The 13,022-nt window shown below is 69.6% G+C and carries 10 protein-coding genes; 8 read left to right on the plus strand and 2 right to left on the minus strand.

The window, feature by feature from the left end; genetic code table 11:
- Positions 1-116: 116 nt before the first annotated feature.
- Positions 117-1,001, minus strand: coding sequence for an IclR family transcriptional regulator (locus DXK32_RS30310; RefSeq protein ID WP_114861900.1), 885 nt, complete (start codon positions 999-1,001; stop codon positions 117-119).
- A 179-nt stretch (positions 1,002-1,180) separates the two neighbouring features.
- Between DXK32_RS30310 and DXK32_RS30315 the strand changes: the two genes are divergently transcribed.
- From DXK32_RS30315 to DXK32_RS30345, 7 genes are all read left to right on the plus strand, one after another.
- Entirely contained in the window at positions 1,181-1,951 is a 771-nt protein-coding gene (locus DXK32_RS30315; protein ID WP_035680235.1) for an enoyl-CoA hydratase/isomerase family protein, read from the plus strand.
- 112 nt (positions 1,952-2,063) lie between these two features.
- Positions 2,064-3,140 carry a polyamine ABC transporter substrate-binding protein gene (locus DXK32_RS30320; protein WP_114861901.1) on the plus strand — a complete coding sequence of 359 codons (1,077 nt, stop codon included), beginning with the start codon at positions 2,064-2,066 and terminating at the stop codon, positions 3,138-3,140.
- A gap of 30 nt (positions 3,141-3,170) precedes the next feature.
- Positions 3,171-4,274, plus strand: a complete 1,104-nt coding sequence (locus DXK32_RS30325; RefSeq protein WP_114861902.1) for an ABC transporter ATP-binding protein — start codon at positions 3,171-3,173, stop codon at positions 4,272-4,274.
- Positions 4,271-6,040, plus strand: coding sequence for an ABC transporter permease subunit (locus tag DXK32_RS30330; RefSeq protein ID WP_114861903.1), 1,770 nt, complete (start codon positions 4,271-4,273; stop codon positions 6,038-6,040). The genes DXK32_RS30325 and DXK32_RS30330 overlap by 4 nt, the downstream gene beginning before the upstream one ends.
- Positions 6,041-6,095: 55 nt before the next feature.
- Positions 6,096-7,625 carry an AMP-binding protein gene (locus DXK32_RS30335; protein WP_114861904.1) on the plus strand — a complete coding sequence of 510 codons (1,530 nt, stop codon included), beginning with the start codon at positions 6,096-6,098 and terminating at the stop codon, positions 7,623-7,625.
- A 135-nt stretch (positions 7,626-7,760) separates the two neighbouring features.
- Positions 7,761-9,464 carry a methyl-accepting chemotaxis protein gene (locus DXK32_RS30340; RefSeq protein ID WP_114861905.1) on the plus strand — a complete coding sequence of 568 codons (1,704 nt, stop codon included), beginning with the start codon at positions 7,761-7,763 and terminating at the stop codon, positions 9,462-9,464.
- 116 nt (positions 9,465-9,580) lie between these two features.
- A complete protein-coding gene (locus tag DXK32_RS30345) occupies positions 9,581-9,934 on the plus strand; it encodes a hypothetical protein (RefSeq protein ID WP_114861906.1) in 354 nt (117 codons plus the stop codon).
- A gap of 72 nt (positions 9,935-10,006) precedes the next feature.
- Here DXK32_RS30345 and DXK32_RS30350 read toward each other — a convergent pair whose 3' ends face one another.
- Positions 10,007-11,500 carry an acetyl-CoA hydrolase/transferase family protein gene (locus DXK32_RS30350; RefSeq protein ID WP_114861907.1) on the minus strand — a complete coding sequence of 498 codons (1,494 nt, stop codon included), beginning with the start codon at positions 11,498-11,500 and terminating at the stop codon, positions 10,007-10,009.
- A gap of 282 nt (positions 11,501-11,782) precedes the next feature.
- Here DXK32_RS30350 and DXK32_RS30355 point away from each other — a divergent pair, with 282 nt between their 5' ends.
- Positions 11,783-12,961: a pyridoxal phosphate-dependent aminotransferase gene (locus DXK32_RS30355; protein ID WP_114861908.1), complete on the plus strand. Its 1,179-nt coding sequence runs from the start codon at positions 11,783-11,785 to the stop codon at positions 12,959-12,961.
- Positions 12,962-13,022 lie beyond the last annotated feature (61 nt).

Genomic DNA, 13,022 nt, shown 5'->3' on the forward strand with positions numbered 1-13,022 from the left:
TCGTCTCGTCTTCGGCGTCTCCGCCGATCCCTTGCCGCCGTCGCGCTTCTCAGCGGCCCCGGCGTCGTGGGAGCCGGGTTATAGGCCGGCTGGATTAGCTCGGCAAGAGCTTTTTTTCACCGCCGCCCATTTTTCCGCGGCGGGGTCGGACGGCCGATGGTGGAGATCGACGATGACGCGGCGACGACCAGCGGCGCGAAGCGCTCCTCCGCCTCCTGCGGGGTGAAGCGCGAGCGCGAGACGGCGATGTTGATGGCGCCGATGGGCGCGCCTGCCGGACCGACGACCGCCGCCGCGATCGACAGGTCGCCGTGGTAATACTCCTCGAAGGCGGTGGCGTAGCCGAGATCGGCGGACCGCTCGATCTTCGCCAGCAGGTCCTCGCGCTTCCAGGTGGTGTTCGGCGTGTAGGGATGCAGGTCCATGCGGTCGATCAGATCGACGACCTCTTCCATCGGCATTCGCGAGAGCATCGCCACCCCCGGCGCCGTGCAGTAGGCGGGCATCCGCATCCCCAGGACGACGTCGGTGTTCAGCACGTGGCGGCTCATGAAGCGCGACACGAAGACGATCTCCGTGTCGTCCAGCATGGTCAGATTGATCGTCTCCTCGGTGGTCTTGCTGAGATGCATCAGGTAGGGCATCGAGCGTTCGAGCAGCCCATTGCCGCGCAGGTAATGATGGCCGAGGTCCAGCGTCTTGACCGTCAGCTCGAACCGCTTCGTTTCCGGATCCTTGTGCAGATAGCCCAGCTTTTCCAGCGTGTGGGTGAAGCGCTGCGCCGCGCTTTTGTCCAACCCGACGATCGAGGCGATCTGGGTCAGGCTCATCGTCGGGCGCGCCGCGTCGAACGCGTTCAGCACGCGGAACGCCTTCTCCACGGACATCACCATCAGGGGGTCGCCGGCGCGCGCGGCGCCGCCCTCCTTCACCGAGGCGTCCGTATCGATGGCTGCGGATTCCGTGTCTGACGGTCGGGAAGACGGACGGCGCGGAGCCATGGCGATCGGTCCTGTGGTTCGTGTGCGAGAGATACCGTTGACAGGTCTAGCAAATCAAGCCAAGCTATTCAATACCAAGTATCGTATTGCAATACGACGCGCCGCCCGGACGGGCGACGGAACATCCACCCGGAACATCCGCAAGGCGCGCGAAACGCCCCGCTTACAGGAGTGGTCCCGTGTTCAAATTCATCCTCACCGAGGTCCGCGGCCCGGTCGGCATCATCACGCTGAACCGCCCGGAGATCCTGAACGCCTGGAACGCCGCGATGCGCGACGAGCTGGTCGTCGCCTTCGAGCAGTTCGAGAACCAGGACGGTGTGCGCGCGATCATCCTGACCGGGGCCGGCGACCGCGCCTTCGGCGCCGGGCAGGACCTGAACGAGACCAAGACCTTCGACGCCGACCGCGCCGAGGAGTGGGTGGCGGAGTGGGAGCGCCTCTACCACCGCATGCGCACCCTGTCGAAGCCGCTGATCATCGCGCTGAACGGCGTCGCCGCCGGTTCCGCCTTCCAGGTGGCCCTGCTCGGCGACTTCCGCATCGGTCATGCCGGGGTGCGCATGGGCCAGCCGGAGATCAACTCCGGCATCGCCAGCACCACCGGCCCGTGGATCATGAAGGAGATGATCGGCCTGGCCCGCACCATGGACCTGACTCTGTCCGGCCGGCTGATGGACGCCGAGGAGAGCCACCGCATCGGCCTGATCAACCGCATCGTCCCGCAGGACCGCGTGATGGCCGAATCGCTGGCCCTGGCCGAGGAGCTGGCCGCCAAGCCGCCGGTCGCCATGCGCCTGGACAAGCAGCGCTTCCGCGAGATGACCGAGGCCGGCTTCCGTGACGCCCTGGCCGCCGGCGTGCGCATCCAGCGCGAGGCCTACGCGTCCGGCGAGCCGGCCCGGATGATGGAGGAGTTCCTCGCCAAGCGCGCCGCAAAGCGCGCGTAACGCAGACACCTGAATCCAAGGGCGCAACGATCCGCCCATCCGCGCCGCCACGGCGGCGCTCAACCACCGGGGCAACAGAGACGCCCCGGCCGCACAGAACAGGGAGTTTCACATGAGCAAGACCTCCGGCTTCTCCATGGGCCGCCGCAGCCTGATGAAGGGAGCCGCCGGCGTCGCGCTGGGCGCCACCCTGCCCGCCGGACTGCTCCGCCCGGCCTTCGCCGCCACGCAGCAGATCACCGTCGCCGATCCGGGCGGCCCCTACAGCCCGGCCTTCCGCAAGGCCTTCTACGACCCGTTCGAGAAGGCCACCGGCATCAAGGTGGTCAACGTCGCCCGCGAGGCGGAGCCGACCGCCCAGTTCAAGGCCATCGTCGAGACCAAGTCCTACACCTGGGACGTCTGCACGCTGACCCTGTCGGCCCGCGACATCCTGATGACGCAGAACCTGCTGGAGCCGCTGAACTTCACCGCCGCGGACGCGCCCGGCCTGATGCCGGAGTCGCTGACCAGCCATTGGATGGGCACCGACGTCTACTCGACCATCCTCGGCTACCGCGCCGACAAGTTCGCCGCCAACGCCCCGCAGAGCTGGGCCGATTTCTGGAACGTCGAGAAGTTCCCGGGCCGCCGCTCGCTGCGCAAGAACCCCATCGACACGCTGGAGCAGGCGCTGCTGGCCGACGGCGTGCCGCTCGACAAGCTCTACCCGCTCGACGTCGACCGCGCCTTCAAGGCGCTCGACCGCATCAAGCCGCACGTCGCCGTGTGGTGGACGGGCGGCGCCCAGTCCAGCCAGCTCATCCAGAGCGGCGAGGTCGACATGATCGCCCTGTGGAACGCCCGCGCCCAGGCGGTGATCGACGGCGGCGCCCCGGTGAAGATCAACTGGAACCAGGGCCTCTATTCGATCGAGGGCTGGGGCATCCCGCGCGGCAACCCGCGCGCCGACGCCGCCCGCCAGTTCATCAAGTTCTGCGCCGACCCGACCCGTCAGGCCGTCTTCACCGAGGTCCTGGCCTACGGCCCGACCAACCTCGACGCCTACAAGAGCATCCCGAAGGAGCGCGCCCCGGCGCTGCCGACCTTCGAAGACAATCTGAAGGTGATGACCATCGCCAAGGAGGATTGGTGGGGCGCCAACCGGGCGAAGATGAACGAGCGTTTCAACGCCTGGATCCTCGGCTAAGCCCGCCCGTCGGAAAGGAGACCCGCCGCCATGCTCTCACCGCTCGCACAGGCGCGGACAGCGCCGGTCCAGGCCGGAGCCGCCGCCACGCCAAAGCTGCTGGTCGACGGCCTGACCAAACGGTACGGCGCCATCACGGCGCTGGAGCCCACCCGCCTGGAAGTCCCGGCGGGCGAGTTCCTGACGCTGCTCGGCCCGTCGGGGTCCGGCAAGACCACGCTGCTGCAGATGATCTGCGGGCTGGTGGAGCCGAGCGGCGGGCGCATCCTGATCGACGGGCAGGACGAGACCCGGACGCCCGTGCACAAGCGGGACATCGGTCTCGTCTTCCAGCATTACGCCCTGTTCCCGCACCTGACGGTGGCGGAGAACATCGGCTTTCCCCTGCGCATGCGCGGCGTCGCCCCGGCGGATCTGGCGCGGCGCGTGAAGGAGGCGCTGGAGATGGTCCATCTGGGCCATCTCGCCGGGCGCTTCCCCAAGGAGCTGTCCGGCGGGCAGCAGCAGCGCGTCGCCCTGGCGCGCTGCTTCGTCTACCAGCCCTCGGTCATCCTGATGGACGAGCCGCTGGGCGCCTTGGACAAGAAGCTGCGCGAGCACATGCAGTACGAGATCAAGCGCCTGCACCGCGAGACCGGCGCCACGATCATCTACGTCACCCATGACCAGGAGGAAGCCCTGGCCATGTCGGACCGCATCTGCCTGATGAACCACGCCCGGATCGAGCAGCTCGGCACCCCGCACGACATCTACGCCCGCCCGAAGACCGCCTTCGCCGCCGACTTCATCGGCGTGTCGAACATCTTCCGCGGACAGGTCCGGCGCGACGGCAGCGGAACGCCCATGCTGGTCACCGGCAACGGCAGCTTCCGCCTGTCCGCCGACACCCCGGACCGTCCGGACGGCACGCTGGTCGTCCGTCCCGAGCAGCTCGACATCGACGGCGACGGCGACAACGAGGTGCGCGGCGAGGTGGTGGACACCGTCTACGCCGGCTCCGAGACCCGCGTGCTGGTGTCGCTGGGCGGCGAGGAGACGATCACCGTCCGGCTGCGCCGCGGCACCGCCCCGCCGCGGCTGGGCGAGGTGGTCGCGGTGCGCTGGCGCGCCGACGCCGGGGTGCTGGTGTCATGAGCGCCGCCGCCCTGAACCATGACGGGGCCTTCGCCGCGGCGCGGCGGCGGCTGCGCTTCGGCCCGCTGTGGCTGGCCGCCCCCGGCCTCGCCTTCCTCGCCATCTTCTTCCTGTTCCCGGTGCTGCGGCTGCTCGGCCTCAGCGTCCAGGACCTGGAGACCTCGGCCTGGACCGGCGACCATTACGCCCGCATCGTCGCCACGGACGTCTATTTCCGCGTCCTGATGAGCACCTTCCGCATCGCCGGGCTGACCGCCCTGCTGTCGCTCCTGTTCGGCTACCCGCTGGCCTACTGGCTGGCGCAGCTGCCGGAGCGCCAGCGCGGGCTGGCGATCCTGGCGGTGATGGTGCCCTTCTGGACCAGCTATCTGGTGAAGACCTTCGCCTGGATGGTCATCCTGGGGCGCACCGGCGTCATCAACCAGATCCTCTCCGGCACCGGTATGTCGCCCCTGCCGCTGTTGCACAACGAGTTCGGCGTGATGGCCGGCATGGTCCACGCCATGCTGCCGCTGGCCGTGCTGACCATGCTGCCGGTGATGACCACCCTCGACCGCCGGCTGGTCCAGGCGGCGGAGACACTGGGCGCGCCGCCGGCCAACGCCTTCTGGCTGGTCTACTTCCAGCTCTCGCTGCCCGGCGTGGCGGCGGCGGGCCTGCTGACCTTCATCTCCTCGCTGGGCTTCTTCATCGTGCCGGCGCTGCTCGGCGGGCCGCAGCAGACCATGCTGGCGCAGCTCATCATCTCGCAGATCCAGGAGATGCTGAACTGGGCCTTCGCCGGCGCGCTGGCCACCTTCATGCTGGTCGCGGCGTTGGTCACCTGCTGGGTCTACGACCGGCTGTTCGGCCTGTCCTCCCTGTCGGGAGAGACCTCCGGGCGGGCCGGCGGCGGCCAGGGCCACCTGCGCAGCGCCGGGATGACGATCCTGTCGGCGCTCGCCAAGGCGTCGACGGCGCTGGGCGGCCCGGTCGGGCGCCTGCTGGGGCCGAAGGTGATGGACCGGCTGCTGCCGGTCTACTCCGCGGCGGTGATCGTCTTCCTGGTCGCCCCGGCGCTGGTCGTCGTTCCCATCGCCTTCACCACCTCGCCCTTCCTCGACTTCCCGCCGCCGGGCTACGGGCTGGAGTGGTTCCGCGTCTACTTCAACTCCGACCTCTGGGTGTCGGCGACGATCCGCTCCTTCGCGGTGGCCTTCGCCACGGCGATCCTGGCGACGCTGGTGGCCGGTCTGGCCGCGCTCGCGCTCGCCCGCTCCTCCTCGCGCTGGCGGGGGGCGATCTTCGCCTTCTTCCTGGCGCCGATGATCGTGCCGCGCATCGTCATCGCGGTCGGGCTGTTCTATCTGTTCGCCCAGATCGGGCTGGTCGCCACCGACCTCGGCCTGATCATCGGCCACACGGTGCTGGCCCTGCCCTTCGCCTTCGTCGCGATCTCCGCGGTGGTCAAGGGGCACGACTGGCGGCTGGACCAGGCGGCGGCGACGCTGGGGGCGAACCGCGTCAAGACGCTGATGCTGGTCACCGTCCCGCTGATCCGCGGCGGTCTGGTGGCGGCGTTCCTGTTCGCCTTCATCACCTCCTTCGACGAGCTGACCGTGGCGATCTTCGTCAGCGGCGGCGTCAAGACCACGCTGCCCAAACAGATGTGGGACGACATGATCCTGCAGTTGAACCCGACGCTGGCCGCCGTGTCCGTCGTGGTCTTCGCGATCGTGATGGCCCTGCTGCTGATGGCGGAATGGCTGCGCCGTCCGGCGCGCTGATCCGCAACCCCACTCGGCCGTCACCAACCGACCAAACGCATTCGAGATACGCATCATGTCCGATTTCGAAGAAGGGTTCGTCCGCCTGTTCACGCAGGCGGCCCGGACCGGACGCGCCCGCCTGTTCGCCCGCTTCAACGGCGAGGCGCTGAGCTTCGCCACGCTCGACCGCCAGTCCGACGGCGTGGCGGCGGAGCTGCGGCGGCTGGGACTGAAGCCCGGTGACCGCGTGGCGCTGATGCTGCGCAACAGCCCGCTGGTGCTCTCCACCCTGTTCGGCCTCGCCAAGGCCGGGCTGGTCTGGGTGCCGATCAACGCCCAGCAGCGCGGTGAGGGCCTGCGCTACATCCTGGAGCATTCGGACCCCGGCGCCATCATCGCCGAGGCCGAGTTCCTGCCGGTGATCGCCGAGACGGGCGCTGTGCCCGCCGGTACGCCGCTGATCGTCCAGGGCGACCCGGCGGCGGCGCTGCGGCTGGAGAGTCTGCTGGAGTCCGACGCCGCCTTCGAGGAGGCGCCGCCCGCCCCCGACGACACCTTCGCCATCATGTACACCTCCGGCACCACCGGGCGGCCCAAGGGCGTGCTGGTGTCGCATCGCATGATGCGGTTGGCCGGCGAGGCGGTGGCCCGAGTCTCGGCCGCCCGCGACGGCGACGTGCTGTTCGTGTGGGAGCCGCTGTACCACATCGGCGGCGCCCAGATGATCGTCATGCCGCTGATCCGCAGCGTGTCGCTCGCCATGGTCGACCGTTTCAGCGCCAGCCGCTTCTGGGATCAGGTGCGGGAGTATGGGGCCACCCACATCCATTATCTGGGCGGCATCCTGCAAATCCTGCTGAAGCAGCCGGTCTCGCCGCGCGACCACGACCACCCCGTGCGCATCGCCTGGGGCGGCGGCTGCCCCAAGGAGACCTGGACGCCCTTCGAGGAGCGGTTCGGCGTGCAGATCCGCGAATGCTACGGCATGACCGAGGCGTCGAGCATCACCACCTGCAACGACGAGGGCGTCGTCGGCGCGGTTGGCCGCCCGATGCCCTGGTTCAGCGTGGAGCTGCTGGACGGCGCCGGCCAGCCGGTGCCGAAGGGCGAGCGGGGCGAGATCGTCGTCCGCACCGACCGCCCCGGCGCCATCTTCGCCGGTTACTTCCGCAACCCGGAGGCGACGGCCCGCGCGCTCAAGGACGGCGCCCTGCACACCGGCGACCTCGGCTCCCTCGATGAGGGCGGGACGCTGCTGTTCCACGGCCGGATGACCGACAGCGTGCGCTGCAAGGGCGAGAACGTCTCGGCCTGGGAAGTCGAGCATGTGGCGGCCACCCATCCCTCCGTCGAGGACTGCGCCATCATCGGCGTCGCCGCCGACGTGGGCGAGCAGGACATCAAGCTGTTCGTGAAGCCGAAGGCCGGGGCGGCGCTGGACATCCCGGCGCTGTCCGGCTGGCTCGGAACGCAGCTCGCCCCCTACCAGAACCCGCGCTACATCGCGGTGGTCGAGGAGTTCGAGCGCACCCCCAGCCAGCGCATCATGAAGCACAAGCTGTCCCTCGCCTTAGACGGCTGCTGGGACCGGCTGGCCGGCTGACGGCGTCCCCACTCCCCCCGCATGCCGACCGGCCTGCGGGGGATTTTTTTGGACCCGGCTCCCGGCGCCGCGCCGCCGACCGAGCCTGCTCTCTTGGCCCGCTCTCTTGGCCCGCTTTATTGGAAAGCCCTGGACATGCCGCTGCACCGTTGGTTCTCGAACCGCAAGTTATTGCACAAGATTCTCGTTCCGGTTCTCGTCCTGCTGATCGTCATCGCCAGCCTCGTCTGGACCGCCCGGAGCGCGATCTCCGATCTGACGAGCTCCACCGCCCGCATCACCGAACTGGTCGCCGACCGGCTCGGCGCGACCATCGCCGTCCAGTCGGCGCTGGGCGACGCCATGGACAACGAGGCCAACGCCATCGTCGCCTCCTCGCGCGAGGCCATCGACGCCGCCAACGCGCAGCTCACGGCCAACATCGCCAAGGCCCTGTCCGCCATCGACACGCTGGCCGAGGCTTACGACGACCCCGCGGAGCGCGAGAGCATCCAGGCCATCAAGGCGATCGTCGGGGAGTATGAGCGCGTCGCCCAGACGACCGTGCAGCTGGCCCGCGGCTTCGACACCGACGGCGCCATCCGCGTGTCCATCGACGTCGGCCGCCCGGTCCGCCAGAAGCTGACCGCGGCGCTGGGCGAGCGGGTGGAGCAGAGCATGGCCGAAACGCGGGAGGCCGAAAAGCGCGCCACCGCGCTGTCCCAACAGGTCATGACGCGGCTCTACACGGTCGCGGGCGTCGGCCTGCTGTTCGCCTTCGGCCTGCTGGGGTCCATTCTGCTGTTCTTCGTGGTGCGTCCGCTGCACCGCCTGACCTCGGAAATGACCTCCATCGCGGCCGGCGACCTGACCGTCGCCATCCAGGGCACCGGGCGCTCGGACGAGGTCGGTCTGCTCGCCCGCGCGCTCCAGGTCTTCAAGAACAACGGGCTGGAGATGCGCCGCCTCCAGGAGGAGAGCGACGCGCAGAAACGCCAGATGGAAGCCGACCGGCGCGCCGCCATGCTGGCGCTGGCCGACCAGTTCGACGCCAACGTGCAGGGTGTGGTCCAGGCCGTCTCGCAGGCCGCCCGTCAGCTCCAGAGCAACGCGCAGACGATGACCGGCGCCGCCGAGACGACGACGGAACAGGCCTCCTCGGTCGCCGCCGCGACGGAGCAGGCGTCGGCCAACGTCGCGACGGTCGCCGCCGCCTCGGAACAGCTCGGCAGCTCCATCGGGGAGATCGGCCGTCAGGTGAATGGCGCCGCGACCGTCGCCCGCGACGCCGTGGCCGAGGGGGAACGGACCAACGCGCTGGTCGAGCGGCTGTCCTCCGCCGCCCAGAAGATCGGCGACGTGGTCAACCTGATCCAGAACATCGCCTCCCAAACCAACCTGCTGGCGCTGAACGCCACCATCGAGGCGGCGCGCGCCGGCGAGGCCGGCAAGGGCTTCACCGTCGTCGCCCACGAGGTGAAGGCTCTGGCCACCCAGACTTCCCAGGCGACCGAGGAGATCGCCAGCCAGATCACCGAGATCCAGGCAATCACCGAAGGCACCGTGACGGCCATCCGCAACATCGCCCGGACCATCGCCGACGTGGACGCCATCGCCGGCGCCATCGCCGCCGCCGTGGAGGAGCAGACCGCCGCTACGCACGAGATCGGCCGCAACATCCAGCAGGCCGCCCAGGGCACCCGGCTGGTCTCCGGCAACATCGGGGGTGTCAGCCAGTCGGCCACCGACGTGCGCGAGGCCGCCGCGGAGGTGCTGGACGCCGCGAACAGCCTGTCCCGCGACTCCGACCTGCTGCGCGACGAGATCCAGGGCTTCATCACCCGGGTCCGCGCCGGCTGACACCTTTGCGCGAGCGTGACCCCCGCGTGACCATTTTCGCGTCGCGCGGGGGCGGCGCCCCCAACGGCCGAATTCGTGGTATCATGGCGCTCCACAGTCGGAAGCCTTGGAACACCATGCCGAGCCTGTCCAGCGGCCTCAATGCCCTCATCGACACGGTCCTGCGCAGCCACCCGTCGCTGCGGGTGCTGCCGGTGTCCCGCTACACCCGCGACCAGGCCGCCGCCTACGCCGCCGCCAACGGGCGGGCCATCGCCCACGCCGTCGACGAGCGGGGGCGGCAGTCGCTCCTGGTCGCCCTCACCGGGCTGGATTACGTCAGCGTCTGCGACCTCGACCACGACCTGACGGTGCCCGCCGAACAGCCGGTGTCGCTGATCGTGCCCGAACTGCGCGGGGGTCTGCTCGCCCGCTTCACCCCGCGCACCGCCGGGGACGTGTGCCGGATCGTCGAGGCCGTCTGCCCCTGATCCGGTGAGAAGGCTCCCGCGTCGAGCCCCCACCCAACCCTCCCCCGCTGCGCAGGGGAGGGCTTCGGGACCTCAGGCCGGCTGCATGCTGCCCATCTGCTGATAGCGCAGGTGCCAGGAGAAGGCCTCCTCCAGCAGGTGCGGCGTGTGGCCGCCGCGCTGCAGCGCCCGGCGGTGATAGTCCAGCGCCAGCTCGCGGTAGGTGGGATGGACGCAGTTGCGGATGATCGTCTCCGCCCGCTCGCGCGGGGCGAGGCCGCGCAGGTCGGCCAGTCCGATCTCGGTCACCAGGACATCCACGTCATGCTCATTGTGGTCGGTGTGGGTGACCATCGGCACGACGCTGGAAATCCGGCCGTCCTTGGCCAGCGACTTGGTGACGAAGATGGCGAGATGGGCGTTGCGCGCGAAGTCGCCGGAGCCGCCGATGCCGTTCATCATCTGCGTGCCGTTGACGTGGGTGGAGTTCACGTTGCCGTAGATGTCGCACTCCAGCGCCGTGTTGATGCCGATCACGCCCAGCCGCCGGATGACCTCCGGGTGGTTGGAGATTTCCTGCGGGCGCAGCAGCAGCCGGCCCTTGTAGCTGCCGATCCTCGGCAGGACCTCCGCGTATTTCCCGGCGCTCAGCGTGATGGAGGAGCCCGAGGCGAAGGTCAGCTTGCCGGCGTCGAACAGATCGAAGGTGCTGTCCTGCAGGACCTCGCTGTACATGGTCAGGTCGTGGAAGGGGCTGTCGATCATGCCGTGCAGCACGGCGTTGGCGATGGTCCCGATCCCGGCCTGGAGCGGGTTCAGCGAGCGGCCCAGCCGGCCCTGCCGGACCTCGCGGTCGAGGAATTCGATCAGGTGCCCGGCGATGTTCCGGGTCTCGGCGTCCGGCGGCAGGATGGTGGCGCTGCTGTCCTGCTTGCGGGTCACCACGATGGCCGCGATCTTCGACGGGTCGATGGGGATATAGGGCAGGCCGGCGCGGCTCTCCGCCGTCACCACCGGAATCGGCTCGCGGAAGGGGCGGCGCGTCGGGATGTAGACGTCGTGCATCCCCTCCAGGTCGAGCGGCTGGGTCAGGTTCAGCTCGACGATGATCTTCTCCGCAAGGATGGCGAAGGTCGCGGAGTTGCCGATGGAGGTGGTGGGGACGATCCCGCCCGTCTCGGTGATCGCGCAGGCCTCGATCACCGCCACGTCCACCGGCCCCATCTGGCGGGAGCGCAGAAGCTCCACCGTCTCCGACAGGTGCTGGTCGACGAACATCACCTCGCCGCGGTTGATCGCCTTGCGCAGCACCGGGTCGGCCTGGAACGGCAGGCGGCGGGCCAGCACCCCGGCCTCCGTCAGGATGCGGTCCACGTCGTTGCCGAGCGAGGCGCCGGTCATCAGCGTGACCTTCAGCCGCTCCGTCGCGGCGCGTTCGGCCAGCGCCAGCGGCACCGCCTTGGCGTCGCCGGCGCGGGTGAAGCCGCTCATGCCGATGGTCATGCCGTCACGGATCAGCAGGGCCGCCTCTTCCGGCGTCACCATCTTGCCCCACAGGGACTTCAGGCGAATACGATCGCGGTACATGGTTATCCTTTGCACGTTCTCGGGCGTTTGTTGCCTGTTGAAATTGTTCGGCAGACGATTCACTTGTTCTTTTCTTTAAGGCCCGTCATAGGCCCCGTTTTCGCAGCGCTGCAATTGCCGGTCGGTCATATCAGGGTGTCCTAATGGGCATGAATGGCCGCCTTGCGCCGTCGCCCCTCAAACGCCCGGTTGTGTCCCGGCACCGCCCTGGGGCATATGGATCGGCTTCCGCCGCGACCCGTGTCCGGCCAACGGAAAAAGCCTGCCAGGGAGCCTCCGCCGATGCGCTTCTCGTCCCTCACCGACCGCATCCGCGGCGACCGCGTCGCGGCCTGGGACATCCATTTCGCCGCCTGGGCCGCCAAGGGGCGCGGCGAGGATGTGATCGTGCTGAGCGTCGGCGACCCGGATTTCGACACGCCCGCCCCGGTGCGCGACGCCGCCATCGCCGCCCTCCACGCCGGCGACACCCACTACACCCCGATTCCCGGCCGTCCGGAGTTGCGCGCCGCACTGGCCCGCGACGTCGCCCGCCGCACCGGCCTGCCGGTCGAGCCGGAGAACGTCATCGTCTGCGCCGGGGCGCAGAACGGCCTGTTCAACGCCACCCTCTGCCTCGTCGAATCGGGGGACGAGGTGCTGGTGCCCGAGCCGATGTACCTGACCTACGAGGCCTGCGTCCGCGCGTCGGGCGCCACGCTGGTCCCGGCGGCCCCCGACGCCGCCACGCTGCGGCTGGACCCGGCGGCGCTGGCCGCCGCGGTCACCCCGCGCACCCGCGCCATCTTCCTGGCGACCCCCGCCAACCCCACCGGCATCGTCATGTCGATGGAGGAGCTGGAAGCCGTGGCCGACCTCGCCCGTCGCCACGATTTGTGGGTGGTCGCCGACGAGGTCTACGCCAGCCTGACCTTCGACCGGCCGCATATCAGCATCGCCACCCTGCCCGGCATGGCGGAGCGCACGGTGACCATCAACAGCCTGTCCAAGTCGCACGCCATGACCGGCTGGCGTGCCGGCTGGGTGGTCGCCCCGGCGCCGCTGGTCGCCCATATGGGCACGCTGGCGCTGTGCATGCTCTACGGCCTGCCGGGCTTCGTGCAGCAGGCGGCTCTGGTCGCCGTCGAGCAGGGCGACGGAGCGGTGGCGGCGATGCGCGAGGGCTACCGCCGCCGCCGCGACATCGCGCTGGAGGCGCTCGGCTCCGTTCCCGGCCTGCGCTGCCTGAAACCGGAGGCCGGCATGTTCATGCTGGTGGACGTGCGCGGCACCGGCCTGCCGACCATGGAGTTCGCGTGGCGGCTGTTCCGCGAAACCGGCGTGTCGGTTCTCGACGCCGGCGCCTTCGGCCCGGCGGCTGCGGGCTGCGTCCGCCTGTCCTTCGCCGTCGGCGAGGCGGAGCTTGCGGAGGCCTGCCGCCGCATCGCCGCCTTCGTGACGGGGTTGGCGTCTGGCGGCTGAGTAACGTAACCCTCTCCCCTCCGCTCACGCGCAAACTTCGTTTGCGCTGACGCGACAGGCG

The sequence above is a fragment of the Azospirillum brasilense genome, from assembly GCF_003349955.1.
Classification (GTDB): domain Bacteria; phylum Pseudomonadota; class Alphaproteobacteria; order Azospirillales; family Azospirillaceae; genus Azospirillum; species Azospirillum brasilense_B.

Coding starts and splice junctions, on each gene's coding strand:
- DXK32_RS30310 (WP_114861900.1), bottom strand. CDS start 1,001: ATGGCTCCGCGCCGTCCGTCTTCCCGACCGTCAGACACGGAATCCGCA.
- DXK32_RS30320 (WP_114861901.1), top strand. CDS start 2,064: ATGAGCAAGACCTCCGGCTTCTCCATGGGCCGCCGCAGCCTGATGAAG.
- DXK32_RS30325 (WP_114861902.1), top strand. CDS start 3,171: ATGCTCTCACCGCTCGCACAGGCGCGGACAGCGCCGGTCCAGGCCGGA.
- DXK32_RS30330 (WP_114861903.1), top strand. CDS start 4,271: ATGAGCGCCGCCGCCCTGAACCATGACGGGGCCTTCGCCGCGGCGCGG.
- DXK32_RS30335 (WP_114861904.1), top strand. CDS start 6,096: ATGTCCGATTTCGAAGAAGGGTTCGTCCGCCTGTTCACGCAGGCGGCC.
- DXK32_RS30340 (WP_114861905.1), top strand. CDS start 7,761: ATGCCGCTGCACCGTTGGTTCTCGAACCGCAAGTTATTGCACAAGATT.
- DXK32_RS30345 (WP_114861906.1), top strand. CDS start 9,581: ATGCCGAGCCTGTCCAGCGGCCTCAATGCCCTCATCGACACGGTCCTG.
- DXK32_RS30350 (WP_114861907.1), bottom strand. CDS start 11,500: ATGTACCGCGATCGTATTCGCCTGAAGTCCCTGTGGGGCAAGATGGTG.
- DXK32_RS30355 (WP_114861908.1), top strand. CDS start 11,783: ATGCGCTTCTCGTCCCTCACCGACCGCATCCGCGGCGACCGCGTCGCG.